Annotated in this window: 17 protein-coding genes and 2 pseudogenes; 16 read left to right on the top strand and 3 right to left on the bottom strand. The window is 47.8% G+C overall.

Annotated elements, in window-relative coordinates; genetic code table 11:
- Positions 1–4: 4 nt before the first annotated feature.
- The 16 genes and pseudogenes from J1782_RS02820 (at position 5) to argG (ending at position 15,447) form a co-directional block, all read left to right on the top strand.
- Positions 5–2,512: a type VI secretion system Vgr family protein gene (locus tag J1782_RS02820; protein WP_217152337.1), complete on the top strand. Its 2,508-nt coding sequence runs from the start codon at positions 5–7 to the stop codon at positions 2,510–2,512.
- 29 nt (positions 2,513–2,541) lie between these two features.
- Complete coding sequence (locus J1782_RS02815) at positions 2,542–4,125, top strand: DUF2235 domain-containing protein (protein ID WP_217152336.1); 1,584 nt, start codon at positions 2,542–2,544, stop codon at positions 4,123–4,125.
- Positions 4,122–4,766 carry a DUF2931 family protein gene (locus tag J1782_RS02810; RefSeq protein WP_217152335.1) on the top strand — a complete coding sequence of 215 codons (645 nt, stop codon included), beginning with the start codon at positions 4,122–4,124 and terminating at the stop codon, positions 4,764–4,766. Before J1782_RS02815 ends, J1782_RS02810 begins: the two co-directional genes overlap by 4 nt.
- A gap of 41 nt (positions 4,767–4,807) precedes the next feature.
- Positions 4,808–5,452, top strand: coding sequence for a DUF2931 family protein (locus J1782_RS02805; RefSeq protein ID WP_217152334.1), 645 nt, complete (start codon positions 4,808–4,810; stop codon positions 5,450–5,452).
- A 41-nt stretch (positions 5,453–5,493) separates the two neighbouring features.
- The gene (locus tag J1782_RS02800; protein WP_217152333.1) at positions 5,494–6,138 is read left to right on the top strand and encodes a DUF2931 family protein; all 645 of its coding nucleotides are present in this window, start codon (positions 5,494–5,496) and stop codon (positions 6,136–6,138) included.
- 41 nt (positions 6,139–6,179) lie between these two features.
- A complete protein-coding gene (locus J1782_RS26300; RefSeq protein ID WP_254302896.1) occupies positions 6,180–6,473 on the top strand; it encodes a DUF6396 domain-containing protein in 294 nt (97 codons plus the stop codon).
- 584 nt (positions 6,474–7,057) lie between these two features.
- On the top strand, positions 7,058–8,821 hold the full coding sequence (tssF, locus tag J1782_RS02790) for a type VI secretion system baseplate subunit TssF (protein ID WP_217152332.1): 1,764 nt from the start codon (positions 7,058–7,060) through the stop codon (positions 8,819–8,821).
- Positions 8,785–9,882 (top strand): type VI secretion system baseplate subunit TssG, encoded by a 1,098-nt coding sequence (tssG, locus tag J1782_RS02785; protein WP_217152331.1) that lies wholly within the window; start codon positions 8,785–8,787, stop codon positions 9,880–9,882. The genes tssF and tssG overlap by 37 nt, the downstream gene beginning before the upstream one ends.
- Positions 9,863–10,399 carry a type VI secretion system lipoprotein TssJ gene (gene tssJ / locus J1782_RS02780; protein WP_254302895.1) on the top strand — a complete coding sequence of 179 codons (537 nt, stop codon included), beginning with the start codon at positions 9,863–9,865 and terminating at the stop codon, positions 10,397–10,399. The genes tssG and tssJ overlap by 20 nt, the downstream gene beginning before the upstream one ends.
- A 2-nt stretch (positions 10,400–10,401) precedes the next feature.
- The gene (tssE, locus tag J1782_RS02775; RefSeq protein WP_165062102.1) at positions 10,402–10,827 is read left to right on the top strand and encodes a type VI secretion system baseplate subunit TssE; all 426 of its coding nucleotides are present in this window, start codon (positions 10,402–10,404) and stop codon (positions 10,825–10,827) included.
- 52 nt (positions 10,828–10,879) lie between these two features.
- Positions 10,880–11,350: a hypothetical protein gene (locus J1782_RS02770; RefSeq protein WP_217152329.1), complete on the top strand. Its 471-nt coding sequence runs from the start codon at positions 10,880–10,882 to the stop codon at positions 11,348–11,350.
- Positions 11,351–11,465: 115 nt separating this feature from the next.
- Positions 11,466–11,783 (top strand): annotated as a pseudogene (locus J1782_RS26520) (type VI secretion system ImpA family N-terminal domain-containing protein); the annotation flags it as partial.
- Positions 11,735–11,914, top strand: coding sequence for a hypothetical protein (locus J1782_RS26515; RefSeq protein WP_371819737.1), 180 nt, complete (start codon positions 11,735–11,737; stop codon positions 11,912–11,914). The pseudogene J1782_RS26520 and the gene J1782_RS26515, both read left to right, overlap by 49 nt.
- Before the next feature lie 34 nt (positions 11,915–11,948).
- The gene (locus J1782_RS26510; RefSeq protein ID WP_371819736.1) at positions 11,949–12,827 is read left to right on the top strand and encodes a VasL domain-containing protein; all 879 of its coding nucleotides are present in this window, start codon (positions 11,949–11,951) and stop codon (positions 12,825–12,827) included.
- Positions 12,828–13,213: 386 nt separating this feature from the next.
- Positions 13,214–13,753, top strand: coding sequence for a cysteine hydrolase family protein (locus J1782_RS02760; RefSeq protein WP_208951903.1), 540 nt, complete (start codon positions 13,214–13,216; stop codon positions 13,751–13,753).
- Between the two features lie 332 nt (positions 13,754–14,085).
- Positions 14,086–15,447 (top strand): argininosuccinate synthase, encoded by a 1,362-nt coding sequence (argG, locus tag J1782_RS02755; RefSeq protein WP_152324882.1) that lies wholly within the window; start codon positions 14,086–14,088, stop codon positions 15,445–15,447.
- Between the two features lie 71 nt (positions 15,448–15,518).
- On the opposite strand, the gene J1782_RS02750 is transcribed toward argG, so the two are convergent.
- The 3 genes and pseudogenes from J1782_RS02750 to J1782_RS02740 form a co-directional block, all read right to left on the bottom strand.
- Positions 15,519–15,770 carry a helix-turn-helix transcriptional regulator gene (locus J1782_RS02750; protein ID WP_217152327.1) on the bottom strand — a complete coding sequence of 84 codons (252 nt, stop codon included), beginning with the start codon at positions 15,768–15,770 and terminating at the stop codon, positions 15,519–15,521.
- 75 nt (positions 15,771–15,845) lie between these two features.
- Positions 15,846–15,983, bottom strand: coding sequence for an ash family protein (locus J1782_RS02745; protein WP_101079303.1), 138 nt, complete (start codon positions 15,981–15,983; stop codon positions 15,846–15,848).
- Positions 15,984–16,319: 336 nt separating this feature from the next.
- A pseudogene (locus tag J1782_RS02740) lies at positions 16,320–17,512 on the bottom strand (hypothetical protein); the annotation flags it as partial.

Raw genomic sequence — 17,512 nt, 5'->3', positions numbered from 1 at the left:
AATCATGGATATTCTTCAAAATGCGGTGGCGGCCCTGAGCGCCACAACGCTGAACCGTTACCGCCTTGATATTCCCTCCTGTACGTCACCGCTCGACGTTGAAAGCTTGCGCGGTGACGAGGGCATAAGCCGGACATATCGCTACTCCATCACATTCACCAGCACCGACCGCGATATCGACGCCGCTCAAATGTTGCGTAAACCGGTCACGCTGACGATGGGCACCGGACTGCTGCAAAACCTGACCGCCCAAAAAGTTGTCCACGGCGTTATCACGGATTTCCAGCGTATTTCAGGCTCTGCCGACCAGACGCGATTTCAGATTACCCTTGAGCCTTTCCTGGCAATGCTGGGTAACCAGTTCCGCACCCATCGCTTTTTCGTCAATAAATCCGTGCAGGACGTCGTGCAACAGGTGCTTCAGGAACATGGCCTCAAAGGCTGGGAATATGAATTTAATCTCAGGCAGACTTACCCGGTACGTGAGCAGATAAACCAGTATCAGGAGAGTGACCTGGCCTTTATCGAACGCCTGCTCTCGGAAGTCGGAATTTTCTATTTCTTCAGTCTGCAACCGGACACACAAACTGAAGTCGTGCACTTTGCCGATAAGCAAAGCGCCTATGAATTCGGGAAAACACTGCCGCTCAACAGCCCGTCAGGCATGAGCGACAGCGGCGCGGAGTCGGTCTGGGGGCTGAGCATCCAGCACAGCGTCGTGCAGGCCAGCGTCACCGCCAAAGACTATAACTTCCGCGAAGCGCAAAAGGTCAATCAGTCCGCCAAAGCCGACATGACGCACGGCGAGGGTGAAGGGATGCATTATGGTGACGTCTATCACTATAAACCCCGCCATCTGGAGTCCGGTGCGAAGACCAACGCGGCCGCCGAAACGGGTAACTTCATGGCGCAACTCGACCATGAACGTTTTCTGGCCGCACAGACGCTGATTACCGGCAACAGCACCGACGCCACGCTGCACACGGCGCAGGTGCTCACGGTGACCGACGGCCGCATTCCGTCCACGCTGCCCGAACAGTTATCGCAGCCGATGGTGATTTTGCGCACCGGATTTACCGCCAGCCGCAAAGAGGCACTGAGCGTCACCTTCGCCGCCGTGCCCTTCAGCGAAACGCTGTGCTGGCGCCCCGCGCTCATGCCGCGTCCGAAAGTCAGCGGCACGATGATGGCCCGCGTAACCAGTGCAAAACCGAACGATATCTATGCCTGGCAGGATGCGTCCGGTTTATATCGCGTGAAATTCGATGCCGACCAGGACGATAAAACTCAGGGTCAGGAAAGCATGCCGGTGCGCTTCGCGAAGCCGTACGGCGGCGACGAATACGGCATTCACTTCCCGCTGATTCAGGGCACGGAAGTCGCCATTGCCTTCCACGACGGCGATCCTGACCGCCCATACATTGCCCATGCCCTTCACGATTCACGTCACGTCGACCACGTGACCGAAACGAATAATACCCGCAACGTCATCCGCACACCGGCAAATAACAAACTGCGGATGGAAGACAGGCGCGGTGAAGAACATATCAAACTCAGCACCGAATACGGCGGCAAAACGCAGCTCAACCTCGGCCACAACGTGGATGCCACGCAGGCAAAGCGCGGTGAGGGTTTCGAACTGCGCACCGACCAATGGGGCGCACTGCGTGCCGGAAAAGGCATTTTCATCAGCGCCGATGCGCAGCCCGCCGCCAGCGGCAAACAGCTGGAAATGGATGACGCTATTGCGCAGCTTGAACAGGCGCTGACGCTGGCACGCACGCTGGCGAAAGCGGCGCAGATTGCCAAAGCGACGCCGGGCGATACCGGCAGCCAGAAAGCGCTGAACGCCTCGCTGGCAAAACTGAAAGCGGCGGGCATTCTGATGTCCGCGCCGCAGGGCATCGGCATCGTCAGCCCGAAAGCCGTACGCGTGGCGTCAGGCAGCGAAAGCGTCGGGATGATGTCGGGCAGCAATACCGATATCAGCAGCGGCAAATCCTTCATCGCCGCGGCGGGCGAAAGCGTCAGCCTGCTGGCACAAAAAGCCGGGATGAAACTCATTGCCGGTAAAGGGAAAGTGGATATTCAGGCGCAGGACGACGAACTGTCCGCACTGGCGAAAAACGACATCACCGTCACCAGCGCGGAAGGAAAAATCACGGTCGCCGCCTCGGAAGAGCTGCTCCTGACCTGCGGCGGCGGCTACATCAAACTCAGCGGCGGGAATATCGAGATTGCCGATCCGCAAAACATCTTATTTAAGTCGGCCAACTGGCAAAAGATGGGGCCGGCGAGTCTGAATACTCCTCCGGTGACGTTGCCGGAAGGCTACGGTGCAGTTTATGTGTTGCAGGATGAAGAAGGAAAAGCTATTCCACTCACTGAATACCGCATAACAACGGCAGAAGGAACAATTTATACAGGCGTTTCTGATAAAAACGGTAAGACAGCGCCAGTCTATACCGCGGCTCCGGACAGGATGAATATAGAAATTCTGGGCACTAAATAGGACGATATTAAATTCAAGGAAATTGCAGAATGGCACAACGTAATACATGGGAAGTCAGTGATGGTCAGCATACCTCTGACGTAAAAGTTTCAGAAAAAATCGTGATTTGTAAGCGTAAAGAAGTACCCGGCATCACGCTCACCATCGGCATGTTTTTTGATGGCACTGGTAATAATGTTTTCAATATAGACAAGCGCCTCCTCGAGACCTGCACCCATCTGGATGTGGGAATGAATACTGAAGACGCGGCATCCTGTGCCCAAAAACTGGGTAAAAGCGGTAATGGTGCAGGGAGTTATCTTGGGTATTATTCGAATATTCATTGGTTACATACGCTTTACACTTTCGACAATCAAATAACCAATAATAAATTTTTATACCAACGCAGAATTTATATTCAAGGTATCGGTACATCGAAAGACAACGATGACAACCTCATTGGAATGGGGCTCGGTGTATGGTTTGAAGGGGTAGTAGATAAAACAGATGAAGGCATTTCTCAAATTGCTGAACAAATAGACCTGTTGATTAATAAGGGAGATGGCATTTCATGCGCTATAGAAAAAATTCAGTTTGATATATTCGGTTTTAGCCGCGGTGCTGCTGCTGCCCGTCACTTCGCAAACCGCGTCAGAAACGGCGATCAGGCCATTCAGGAAGCAATAACGAAAGGGCTTGATGGCCGAAATCAGCATGGGAAACCCGCCGGAGAAGTACGTTTCCTTGGGCTATTCGATACTGTGTGTGCAGTTGGCGGTGTAAAAAACATGCTGGACATCCACGGTGGAGTAAACCCCGGTATTGAGCTGGCACTGCCGAAGGATATTGCACAAAACGTGTTTCAGATTACGGCAATGAACGAATGCCGTTATAACTTTAGTCTTAACAGTGTTAAAGAATCCTGGCCTGAGCTTCCCCTGCCCGGCGTGCATTCCGATATTGGCGGTGGCTATAACCCGCAAGAAAAAGAATATCTGTTTCTCACCAAACCTGAATTTGAAACCGTCAGTGAAAATACTCCTGCTGAGATGACGGATATTTACCGTCATTGCGAAGCTGAAGTTCCGGATTTACAGAAATTATCAAATCTGGGCTCTGTTATTCCTTCGGGAGTGGTAAAGGTCGAAACATGGTATGACTACCTGGTTAATCCGGATAAGAAACGGGCCGGCATTACTGAAAAGCGTGTTGGTGCAGCGGTCACTCTGGAACGGGGTGTCACGAACGACTGGTCAAAAATCACCTTAAGGGTAATGCTGGATGCCGCACAGAGTTCAGGACTCTCTTTAAAAGAAATCCTCCCCAAGGATAAGAATTTTATATTGCCACCAGAACTGGAGCCGCTTTCTCAAAAAGCCATTTGCCAGGGGAAGGCGGCTGCCGCAGGAGGAACACCGGCTCCTTTTTCCCCGGAAGAAATGAAACTGATTGGTAAATACCTACATTGTTCAGCCAACTGGAATGCGGTGGCATTTAAAGATGTCTGGCTCGACGGAAACAACGTAAAAGTCATATATGGCGCGGCAAAAACCACTGAGCTGTTTGGCTTTGTCAATCGCCCCAATCCGGGGTGGGTTCGTGCCGTATGGAATATGCAGGGAGAAGAAGCATGAAAATATTAACAGGTCTGTTATCGCTGTTGCTGCTGGCAGGCTGCAGCAGCCATGCGCAAACGCAGAAAGAGAGTTTTAAAGCCCCCTGGGATAAATGGTATTTCACATTTTCAACCCCCAAAGCCCTCCCTGCGCAGGTCACCCTGGTGAAATTACTGGATACTGATGGCTATGGTTATGTTTTCCAAACCATAGACCAGCCACAAGGTGATAGCGTGGGATCATGGGGGCCATACAATGGCGAGGGAATATCATCATTTAATCAGGCTAAAGCTCCCCCTCAAATGATTAAATTTTGCTGGGATTCAATTATCGACAAGAAGGTTTATGAAACAACCTTATTTTTCTTATCTGACACACAGCAAAAAATGGTGAGTTCCGCACGCAAAGTAAACAAACCCAGCACTCCATATTATTTTAAATATCTCGTTATCGGACTGGCTCCTGAAGGCAGGGTTCGTGTGTGGTTACAGAATAATGGTGCCCCTGATTTATTACAAAATAGTACAAAAATAACCACCGTTTCAGGTAAAGATTTGGACATGTGTAAAGGCGAAACAAATTTTCCTGATGGATATGAGTATAGTGAGGGTATGAAGTCATTTATAAAAGACAAAAAATATCCCTACGGAAGCTGGTAAGTCATTATCGAATGTATACAGATTATGCAGGGAGAAGAAGCATGAAAATATTAACAGGTCTGTTATCGCTGTTGCTGCTGGCAGGTTGCAGCAGCCATGCGCAGACGCAGAAAGAGAGTTTTAAAGCCCCCTGGGATGAATGGTATTTCACATTTTCAACCCCCAAGGCCCTGCCTGCGCAGGTCACCCTGGTGAAACTGCTGGATACTGATGGCTATGGCTATGTTTTCCAGACCATAGATCAGCCGCAGGGGAAAAGCGTAGGAGCCTGGAGCAAATACATTGGGAAGGGTTTCTCTCCGTTTAATAAGGCAAAAGCGCCACCGCAAATGATAAAATTTTGCTGGGATTCAATTATCGATAAGAAGGTCTATGAAACAACATTATTCTTCTCACCTGACACACAGAATAAAATGATCAGTACAGAGCCGGACTGGTATAACGCGAAAGAAATTTATTATTTCCGTTATATGGTAATTGGTCTGGCACCAGAAGGGAAAGTTCGGGTGTGGTTGCAGAATAATGGCAGACCTAATTTATTGCAGAGCAATACAAAAATAACCACCGTTTCAGGTAAAGATTTGGATATGTGTAAAGGCGAAACAAATTTTCCTGATGGGTATGAGTATAGTGAGGGTATGAAATCATTTATAAAAGACAAAAAATATCCCTACGGAAGTTGGTGAGTCATTATCGTATGTATACAGAATACGCAGGAAGAAGAAGCATGAAAATAATAACAGGTCTGTTATCGCTGTTGCTGCTGGCAGGCTGCAGCAGCCATGCACAGACGCAGAAAGGGAGTTTTAAAGCCCCCTGGGATGAATGGTATTTCACATTTTCAACCCCCAAAGCCCTGCCTGCCCAGGTCACACTGGTGAAACTGCTGGATTCTGATGGCTATGGCTATGTTTTCCAGACCATCGATCAGCCGCAAGGTGATAGCGTGGGCAAATGGGACTCACATAATGGCCTGGGTTTTTCACCATTCAACAAAGCAAAAGCACCACCGCAAATGATTAAATTTTGCTGGGATTCAATTATCGATAAAAAGGTCTATGAAACAACATTATTCTTCTCGCCTGACACACAGAATAAAATGAGCAGTTCAGAGCCAGACTGGTATAACGCGAAAGAAACTTATTATTTTCGTTATATGGTGATTGGTCTGGCACCAGAAGGGAAAGTTCGGGTGTGGTTGCAGAACAATGGCAGACCTAACTTATTGCAAAGCAGTACAAAAATAACCACCGTTTCTGGTAAAGATGTTGATATGTGTAAAGGCGAAACAAATTTTCCTGATGGGTATGAGTATAGTGAGGGTATGAAGTCATTTATAAAAGACAAAAAATATCCCTACGGAAGTTGGTGAGTCACTATCGTATGTATACAGATTACACAGGGAGAAGAAGCATGAAAATAATAACAGGTCTGTTATCGCTGTTGCTGGCAGGCTGCAGCGGTCATGCACAGACGCGGACACTTACCCTGAGTCGTTACTCCTACGCTCACCCCAAAGTCCCTGAAATCAACGATATCGTCCCGTTGCCACCTGCCCCGCTGCCCGCCTGGGACGGTAAGCTGAAATGGGTCGAAGCCCGTGAAGCCAATGTACCGCCCACTAAACCCGGCGAAGCCCTGATTGAGCAACTGGCTAAAGATAAACAGCTCAACCCTGAAACCGGCAGGCCGCTCGCCGGATTTTAATAAAACCGCTGCCGTACATTTGCTGTGTAAAACCGGTGAACCCTGCCCGAAAAGCGGTTACTGGCAGATTGCATGGCTGCCGCGTGAAGGACTCAGCCAGAACGCCATTCCTGCCTTCAGCGGGTATGACCTCTTCAATATTGGGTAAAACAATAGCGAGCATATATAAATATCGAGAACTTAATTATCGCCCCAAAAATAATAGCAGATGATGAATAAATAAAAATAAATCACTCATTAATTGACTAACTGGAGAAATATTTCGGAATAAAAAGACATCATTGTGCGGTCCATATCATAAAATAATCTCCTGACATAGGTAATAGAAACACCAATGACCCATTTCACTCAAGGAGCAATAAGCAATTCAGAAAATAGATAAACAGCGAATTGCACGACAGGTAATTTACTCAATGAATTAATGATAATTTGAAAAGATTTCATTTATTCAAGTTAAAATAAAACCCACTTCCACACATAATTTTTTTATAAGACCATTAGCCTATTTAATCATTCAGTAATCCGATGCGACTTTGGCCATTTACTTATCAGTCGCAACAGAAATCAATTTATTCTGGAATAAAATGAAAGATCAAACCCTGCGTTATTACGATGCTGAAATGCGCTATTTGCGTGATGCAGCTAAAGAGTTTGCACAAACTCATCCTGACCGGGCGGCGATGCTCGATCTCGATAAACCCGGAATCCCTGATCCTTACGTAGAACGTCTCTTCGAAGGTTTTGCCTTTTCGATGGGCAGACTACGCGAAAAAATTGATGACGACTTGCCGGAGTTTACCGAAGGACTGGTGAGCATGTTGTGGCCGCACTATCTGCGCACCATTCCCTCACTTTCTATCGTGGCACTTACGCCTGATGTCCCCGCAATGAAAATGGACGAGATTGTTCCCGTCGGCATGGAGGTTTACTCCCGCCCTGTCGGGCCCAAAAACACTGTCTGTCAGTATCGAACGACACGCGACGTCGTACTTAATCCGCTGGTTGTTTCTAAAGTAACGATGGCAACGGAACCTGATGGGCGTTCTGTACTCCGTCTGCGTCTGACGTGCAGTTCACAGGCCGACTGGTCACAGGTCGATTTGCGACACCTGTGTTTTTATCTGGCAAGTGATGCGCCGGTCAGCAGTGCGCTGCATCTGGCGCTCACCCGCTCCCAGGCGGCACTTTATCTGCGCCTCCCCAATCAGGATGACCGGATAAAACTGGATGGCTGGTTCGCTCCCGGCGGTTTTGCCGACGAGGATCTGCTGTGGCCAAAAGGTGATAGTGCATTCAGCGGCTATCAGTTACTGCTGGAATATTTCACCTTCCGCGAAAAGTTTATGTTTGTACACCTTAACGGGCTGGAAGACATAACGTTGCCTGCCGGCATCCCTTATTTTGATGTCGAAGTTGTGTTGAACAATCAGTGGCAAAGCGATTTACCGGTGACTGACGATGCCCTTCAGCTGCACTGCGTACCGGTCGTAAACCTGTTCACGCTGGAAGCTGATCCGCTGATTGTAAACGGGTTGGAAAATGAGTATCTGCTTCGCCCGCGCCGTTTGCAGGACGGCCACACCGAAATCTATTCCGTAGACTCAGTAATCGGATCGCAACGTACGGCAGACGCGACTTATGTCCCGTTTACCAGTTTCCGTCACCGCGGCGGCATGCAAAGACGCCATGCACCCGAGCGCTTTTTTCATACCCGCGTGAAGCGTGGCGTAACAGGATTGCACGATACTTGGCTGATTTTGGGCGGGCAGCAATGGGAAGCTGACAGACTCTTTGCACGTGAGGCGGTTTCGCTCAAAATTACGGGCACCAACGGTCAGTTACCCCGTAAAGCATTGCAAAGCACCCTGCTCGACCGGTGTGAAATGGTGCTCCAGACTCCCTTAAAAGTGCGCAATCTCTGCAAGCCAACACTGCCCTCGTACCCGCCCGCCGAAGATCATTTCCAGTGGCGTGTACTGAGTCACCTCGGTTCCAGTTATCTCAATCTGATGAGCAGCGCGGAAGTATTGCGAGGGACACTTGAACTGTATAACTGGCAAGGCGACGAAATGAATAACCGCCGCCTGGATGGCATCCAGCATGTGCAGCATCACCAGATCCAACGTTTTGAAAAAGGTTTTCTGCTGCGCGGTATCGATATCGAAATCACATTGGACGGAAATGGTTTTACCGGCGATGGCGATATCCATCTGTTCGGCGAAATGCTCAACCGTTTCTTCGCTCTTTATGCTGATATTCATTTATTCAATCAGTTAACCCTCATTGTCCAGCCTGCCGGGAAATGTATCCGATGGAAAGAGAACCACAATCAGCGCCTGCCAGGCTGATCGAACAACTGAAAGATTCGCTCCCTTACACTCAATTTTATCGCTTCTGCCAGTTGATTGAGCAAAGTCAGCCAGAAGCACCCGCATTGGGCAGCCACTGGCAGGTCCGGCATGATCCGATCCGTTTTCGTCCGCATCCGGGAATGGGATTTCCCGCCAGTGAATTCAAACGGGTCGAAATACCCGATCAACCGCATCTTCCCCCCACTATCCGGACCACATTTATGGGGCTGTATGGTGTGGAATCGCCGCTTCCGACATCGTATATCGACGATATAACTCAGCGCCGCGAAGGGTATGAGGCCGTCAGCGATTTTTTAGATATTTTTAACCACCGTCTGATCACCCAGTACTACCGCATTTGGCGAAAGTATTCTTACCCGGCGAGTTTCACCACTGGCGGTACGGACAAAACGTCGAAATACCTGCTCAGCCTTTGTGGCCTGGGTATTGAGGGTTGTGCGCATAACATTGCTACACCCGTCTCACGTTTTCTGGCGCTGACCAGCATGATGAGGCTGCCCACCCGAACCAGCGAAGGCATTATCGCGCTGGTGCAGTTGCTGGCACCGGATACAGAGGCCAAAGTCATACCCCATGACCACTGCCGTATTCCCCTGCATAAACCGCTGACTATGTGCGCGCGTCAACCGGTAAATATGAGCAACAGTCCGGTGATGGGCAATCATGCGACAGATGTTAACAGTCAGGTATTACTACAACTGAAAACTGATAACCCCGATGAATCAAGAGAGTGGTTGCCTGGCGGGCAATTGCATACCGACTTACTGGCTTTATTGCAGGTGTATCTGGGATCACGGTTACATGTACGTTTACAGTTGTCCGTTTTGCGAACTTTATTACCTGATGCCCGGCTTTCTTGCCAGCCCAAAAGTTCTGGCATTTTGCTTGGCAGAACCGCAGTGATGCGTTCGCTGCGAACTCGTTCAGCGCTGCAAATCAAAACCGAAATGATCACAATTAATCTTGGCCGCTATCAGCGCATTCAGGAAAATATTCACCGAAGGGAGACCGATGAACATGGCGATTACCGCTGGTAAAACCCGCTTAGCGTTACTGACACTTGCAACAATTTCAATGCTGAGCGGGTGCGGGCTGACACAAAAAATCAGCGATGGCACTGTGTCCATGACCAAATCTATTTTCTACAAACAGATAAAAACTCTGCACCTGGATATCAGGGCACGGGATGCCATCAACAACAATGACAGCGGTGCTCCGCTGGCAACTGTGGTGCGTATTTATCAGTTAAAGGACAGAAAAGTCTTCGACGGCACGGATTATCCTTCTCTGTTCGCTGAAGACAGCCAGGCAATCAAAGCCGATCTGATCTCTGAAAAAGATATCCGAATTCGTCCCGGCGCTGCCGTTACGATTGATGTTCCAATGGATGAAAAAACTGAGTTCGTCGCCATCGCCGGACTTTTCCTGGCACCCGATATTGCTAACAATACCTGGCGCGTGGTGCTGAGCCGTGAAGATCTTGATCCGGATAAAGCTCGTGATATTGAGCTGAACAATCATGGACTCACGCTTCTCCCTCTCAAGGATGACTAACTATGTCTCAACCTTCTCTTTACGAAATGCTGCTGGGCAATTTCGCCGGCGGCCTCGATCTTCACCATGTGAGCGAAAAGAATCAGGTGATTCTCTCGGTTCTCGACAATATGCAGCGCATCCTTAACTGCCGCGCAGGCACGCTCAGTCATTTACCCGACTACGGCTTACCGGACATGAGTAAGATTTTGCAGGGAATGCCCGGCACAGCACATTCCCTGATGAACGTTCTGTCAGAAACACTGCTGAAATACGAACCTCGGGTAAAGAGAATTAACGTCATATTATTGCCCCAATCCCGGCCAGGTCAGTTGGAATATGCCATTGACGCAGAGCTTAAAGAGTTCGGTTTAATTCGATTTGGTACAGAATTTATGCCGGAAGGTCGGGTACTTATGCGGCATATGAAACAGCAGAATTATGTGTGATAGCCAGATTTGATTCTGAATATCACCTCTAATCATCAATGACAGAGGAAATATGTCAGCGAAAGAACGTTTTTTAAAAAAACTACAGGACAAACAGCCGGGCCGTAACGTATTTGAAAATAGAGCTCAGGCTGACATCGCAGAGTTTCAACAACAGATGAGTCAGCTTCAGGAGAAGATGGAGACATGGTTGACAGGCACGGGTATTCAGACTCAAAGCACTTCCGTTTCATTGGTTGAATTGCTTATAGGCGGGAAGACCTTCAGCATTCCCGGGATTCAGCTTCAATATGAAAACAGAATGGTGAAATTCACGCCTGTTTTTTTATATGGCCAGGGCGTAACGGGATGTGTGGAAGCCAGTCTCTGCGGTGAGGGGATTCCTACCTCCCTTTGTCGTTTGTTTATGCGGTCTACAGAGCAAAATCACTGGACATGGCGTCCGGCGGGTTGGTCTACACAATCTGGAGGAGTGTTCAGTGAGGACGTATTTTTCAACATGATTGAAGGCTTATTGTCGTGACCTTTAACTCCATCATCTGAACACTTAAATCCACTGGCCTTCGGGAATATCGCGGAAGGCCAGTGCAAATACATCAAATAAGACAGCAGAATTACATCAGTTAAGGAAAACGCCCATGTCTATTGAACGCCAGCTGCGCACCGGTGGCGACCCTCGCGCGCTGGCTGATTATGCCATTTTACGCGAAGAACTGAGCAAGCTGACTCATCCTGCCCGTCCGGACGTGAACTGGCAGAAAGTTGAACAACTGTGCCTGCACCTGTTTCAACAAAACGGAATAGAGCTGCAAACTGCTTCATGGTATACGCAAGCCAGATTGCAACTTACCGGCCTGGCCGGACTGAATGAAGGGCTGGCTATTCTCGAAGCATTGGTTTCCCGGCAATGGTCCAGTTTATGGCCGCAGCCTGCACATGCCCGTGTGGAGATACTGTCCGGCCTGAGCCAGCGTCTGCACCAGTCATTGCGAAGCATGACACTGGAATATCGCGATTTACCGCAAATTTATCAGGCGGAGAAGTTGATCGTCGCACTGTGCGATACGTTGCAGCGTATAGAACTTAAGCACGTTAGCCAGCTGGAAACATTGAGCAGTTTTATGCACGGCGCAGCCGTCAGGCTCGAGAATATGTATGCCACAAATGACTCAACTATCGTGCTTTCTTCAGCAGCGATAGAAAAAGCCGAAAAAGAGTTACCTGCCCAGCCGCGTGAACAGTGGATTTATGTCGCACAAGCAGAACCGGAAGAGTCACAAATTATGATGAGTTCCCCGGTGCCAGCAAAACGCTCAATTCAGTGGAAAGGATTTGTGGCCGGTATTGGGGCAACGCTGCTGGCTGGCGCAGGGATCTTCACGGGCACCACAGCGTTCCATCACGCTGACGCGGGTCAACCACTCATGGCGCAACTTACGGTATTACCTAAACCGTTAAATGCACACGCACTTGAAACGTTGAAAGTGCAGCAGGCAGACATACTACAACGTGATGCCCCAAAGTTTATTGCCGCAACGCAACAACAGATGTCTCGCCTCGCGTCGCTTTCGCCACGTTGGGCGCAAGACACAGGTATACAGTTGGTGAAGCAGGCAAAAACCTTATGGCCAGATAACCCGGAAACTGACCGCCTGGCAAAAAACTGGACGCAACAGCTTAATGCCAATGCTATTCCAATGAATGATCTCAATGGCTGGCGTGATGCGAATGCGCAACTGCAGCAACTGGCAGACAAACTCAACGGACTGGATGAGCAACGCGGAAAATATATGACCGTCTCCCAGCTGAAATCATCGGTATTTACCCTCCAGCAGACACTTAACAATTCTCCACCCGTTGAAGAATCCTTGAGAAAACTGGCCGAAATAAAACAACAAAATACTGAGGTTCCGCCAGCACTGACGATTCAACTGGATAATCAGTTTTCTCAGTTAATAAACAGGTATGCATTACTCACTCTGGGGCAGGCTAAGCCTTAACTTAAGTTCCAATCAATCAAAACGGCCAGGGAAGGCTTTTATAGAGCATTATTAAGAGGGCATTTTTAACAGTGGGAGAACCCATCTAAGCGCAATTGGAGTGACACTCTGAATTTGCAGCTTGAATAAAAGTTGCATCATCAGCCAGAGCCAATCTTGCTTCAGGCAAAAAAAATTGACGCACAACAGGCGCTTTTATATTGTCAGGTGATGAAAAAATTCCTGCGCGTTACCCGGACAACAACGACCACAACCCTGTTAACGGGTTGTCTGGATGCTGTGCGTTAGAAAAACTGAATCCAACACAACCCGCTCGCAATGGCCGGGTTATCATTTTTTCTCCTGGCCAAAACGGCACTTTAAGGAGAAATATCTTGTCTGATCCCCTGATAAAAAAACGTGCATTATTAATTATTGATATGCAGGTCGGCCTGTTTAACGGCCCGGATAAACCCCACGATGGCCTGCGGGTGCTCGCCAATATCAATTGCCTGATTGAAAAAGCCCGCCACTCACAAATACCCATTTTTGCTGCCCGCCATACCGGGCCCGCAGATTCCCCCTTTGCGCCGGGCACACCACTGACACAATTAGTGCCGGAGCTCAAAATTGATAACTCACAGGATAAAATTTTCGATAAAACCCGTCCGAGCTGCTTTTCGGGAACCGGGTTGGGAGACTGGCTGCATCAAAAATCAATTGATGAGCTGGTTATAGCGGGGATGAAAACCGAATTTTGTATTGATACAACTTGCCGTGCGGCAGCCGATCTGGGATTTCGCCCTGTTCTGATTTCAGATGCGCATACCACAATGGATACGCCCATTTTGCCCGCCCCGGCAATTATTGCTCACCACAACCGGACGCTAAACGGCCCTTTCGTTAAGCTGATTTCAACCGATGAATATGAATTCTGGCACCAGTAAATAGTTTTCAAAATTAATAGTTTGAAGACACTTGGCATAGGTGATGGATGTGTCATCAGAGTAAAACCCACGTCTAAACGCTGGTTTACTTTGGTGGCTTCCCGCTTTAGATTTTAACCTCATAGCTGCAAGACAAAACCCGTAAAAATATCGCATCAACATTTTAAGAGATTTTGAATGAAACAACGCTTCCCACGCGTGATTACTAAATAGTCATGCAATTAAATGCGCATAAATATGCAAAATTTCTTTTACCCGACGCCAGTTTTGCGATATTAATATAGGCATTGAGACCTTTACCAGACTGACCTAATTCATACAGGATTTTATCGATGACAACTATTCTTAAGCACCTTCCTATCAATCAGCGTGTGGGTATTGCATTCTCCGGCGGTCTGGACACCAGTGCCGCGCTGCTTTGGATGCAAAAGAAAGGAGCGGTTCCTTATGCCTACACGGCCAACCTGGGCCAGCCTGATGAAGAGGATTACGATGCCATTCCGCGTAAAGCGATGGAGTACGGTGCCGAGAAAGCTCGCCTGATTGATTGCCGTAAACAGCTGGTTGCCGAAGGCATTGCCGCCATTCAGTGTGGCGCATTCCACAATACCACTGCCGGTGTGACTTATTTCAACACCACGCCGCTGGGCCGTGCTGTGACCGGCACCATGCTGGTTGCCGCAATGAAAGAAGACGGCGTGAATATCTGGGGCGACGGCAGCACCTATAAAGGTAACGATATTGAACGTTTCTATCGTTACGGCCTGCTGACCAATGCTGAACTGAAAATTTATAAACCGTGGCTGGACACCGACTTTATCGATGAACTGGGTGGTCGTCATGAGATGTCTGAATTTATGATTCAGTCCGGTTTTGACTACAAAATGTCGACCGAAAAAGCTTACTCCACTGACTCCAATATGCTGGGCGCGACGCACGAAGCCAAAGATCTGGAATTCCTGGATTCCGGCGTCAAAATCGTTAACCCGATTATGGGCGTAAAATTCTGGGACGAGAATGTGGTCGTCAAAGCGGAAGAAGTGGTTGTCCGTTTTGAACGGGGTTATCCGGTTGCACTGAATGGCGTGACCTTTGACGACAGCGTTGAGCTGATGATGGAAGCCAACCGCATCGGCGGTCGTCACGGTTTGGGTATGAGCGATCAGATTGAAAACCGTATTATCGAAGCCAAGAGCCGTGGCATTTACGAAGCTCCCGGGATGGCACTGTTGCACATCGCTTACGAGCGTCTGCTGACCGGTATCCATAACGAAGACACCATCGAGCAATACCATGCGAATGGCCGTGTGCTGGGTCGCCTGCTGTATCAGGGCCGCTGGTTCGATCCACAAGCTCTGATGTTGCGTGACTCCGCTCAGCGTTGGGTCGCCAGCGAAATCACCGGTGAAGTCACTTTGGAACTGCGTCGCGGCAACGACTACACCATCATGAATACCGTGTCTGAGAATCTGACGTACAAACCAGAACGTCTGACCATGGAGAAAGGTGATTCTGTATTCTCTCCTGATGACCGTATTGGTCAGCTGACCATGCGTAATCTGGATATCACCGATACCCGTGAGAAGCTGCAAAACTACGTAGAGACAGGTTTACTGACCTCATCTGCTTCTACCGGTTTACCGCAGGTGGATAACAATAATCTGCCACGCGGCTTGCAGGTGAAGAATAAGTAATTGCTGTTGGCTTAAACGAGCGGGCGGGATGATCATAATTACTCATACCCCGCCCGCTCAGTAATTAGTAACTAATGACTTCGTGTACGGCGTTCTAATAACTGATGTGTTTTCGGGTCGTAATAACGGCTCGGCCAGATCACCGCAGGATGAACGCCAATCGCCTGACCAATCAGTATTTCCCCTTTCGGCCACGGACGCGAGAGCGCGTTCGATAGCGTCGAAGAACTTAACCCTGCCGCACGTGATACCGCCGCCAATGTCGTGCCCTTCTTACGTAACGCCGCAATAATATCTGCCTGATGCCAGTCGTGATTATTCATGGGCTTGTGCTCCTGATGTCAGGATCACAGGGGAATGTGGGAAAGGTAAAAAGGTGGGGTTATGTGAAGTTTTCATTATTCAATTTCCAGTGGATTAGTTGTAAAGCTACCACTGGAGTTCTCACGCTCTTGGGTGGTAGCCCAGACGGGGGTGAGAATACCGGCTCCACTAGCTACCGGCCTGACCGAAGTCAGCCCCGCCTGAGCCACCATAGAACGTCATAAATACCATCAGAAGTATGTATAACGGGTAGGCAAAAGCGGTGACGCAAAACTTATGCTGTCACTAGTAGAGTAGACGGGTTCTCACGCCCGGCTGCGGATTTTGCCGCTGCGAGGCGACTATAGCGTAAAGAGCGTGGCTAAACCAAGTAGATAAGAACAAAACTGAAGTGATGATTCCAGATAAATTTAGTGGTTTGCAAGAAGTTGCAGAGATCGCTGGTGGGCTTATACCTTGCAAGAGAAATTTCGCAAGTGATTAAATGCCACATAGTTTCCCCAACCTAAGCACGCAATCTGTCAAATTACCTTGAAATAAATCACAAATTAGGTATCAGCATTTTCCTCATTACTCGGTATGAATTTCTCATATGTTGAAGACAAGTACTTTGTCGCTGTCTCACGATTAATATCAATATCTAATAACTTGCTAAAGAACATCAATCGAGATCGAGCCTGATTAATCAATTCTCCCCACGTATAAATCCAAATTGATACATTATTTCTCGTATAAAGCATTCCGTAGGGACGGTCATCCTGAGAAATTTTATCTTGAGTGAAATTATCAAGTTCATTTGAAACAGCGATCACTATCCATTTAGTGTTATTCTTATCGAAACGATTATCATTACTAATAGCGTATGCATAACTTTCAACTTGATTAACTACTGACATATCAATTTTTTGAGATGGCCTTTTTAATTCTATAACTAAATGTTCTAACTCTCCTTCCCTTGGCTGTCTTGCTTTGCTTAGTAGCAAATCGACTCTTCCTTTTCTTCCATCCTCTCGAAGCACTGGTGCGGCGGTGGAAGAAAAATCATCATCACCTAGTAATTTTATATGATAGTTCAAAACCTCATTCAGCGTATTTTCACTTCTAGCTAAATGAAAATCCTCTCTGAAAAGCCAAGCTTCATTTTCTAAAAGCTTATGTAACTGATCTCTTTCAAGTAATTTTTTCTTAGTAAGATCATCATGAAGTAGTTGTTCTAATCCTGTCAAAAAATTTAGACGATGAGATACTACTTGTGATGCTTTAATAATATTAGAAAACGTTGTTCTCTCTAACAATTCGGCCAAGGAATTCTGGTCATCGCAGCTTAACACAAGTACTTCTTCTAAAATCTTCCTTACAGAATGAGGGTTATCCTTAAGAGCTTGTGAGAGTAATTTAAAAGTGAATCTCTTAACGCTATTATTTGATTTACTGAAGGAAGTTAAGTAACTTTCAACGTTGACAGCTAAGATATCAAAAACTTTCTGCTCTACCTCCTCTATAGTTCCTATCTTTGCCTCTGAATTATACGGGTATATATTTTGCTCTTTCCATTCGTCAACAATTTTCGTTTTTTTAAGAAACTCTTTGTTTAGAAAATGTTCTCTGGCCGTTTTTAGTACAATATCTTTTAAATTTTTAATTCCTGAATCCAGTCCGCCTAATGATAAAGTATTATCATCAAACTTTTTCTTGATATAAGATGATTTAATGTAAATGGTAAAATCAACATCATATGACC

This window comes from Rahnella sp. BCC 1045 (assembly GCF_019049615.1).
Taxonomy (GTDB): Bacteria; Pseudomonadota; Gammaproteobacteria; order Enterobacterales; family Enterobacteriaceae; genus Rahnella; species Rahnella contaminans.
This window is presented reverse-complemented; position numbering and strand designations above follow the sequence as displayed.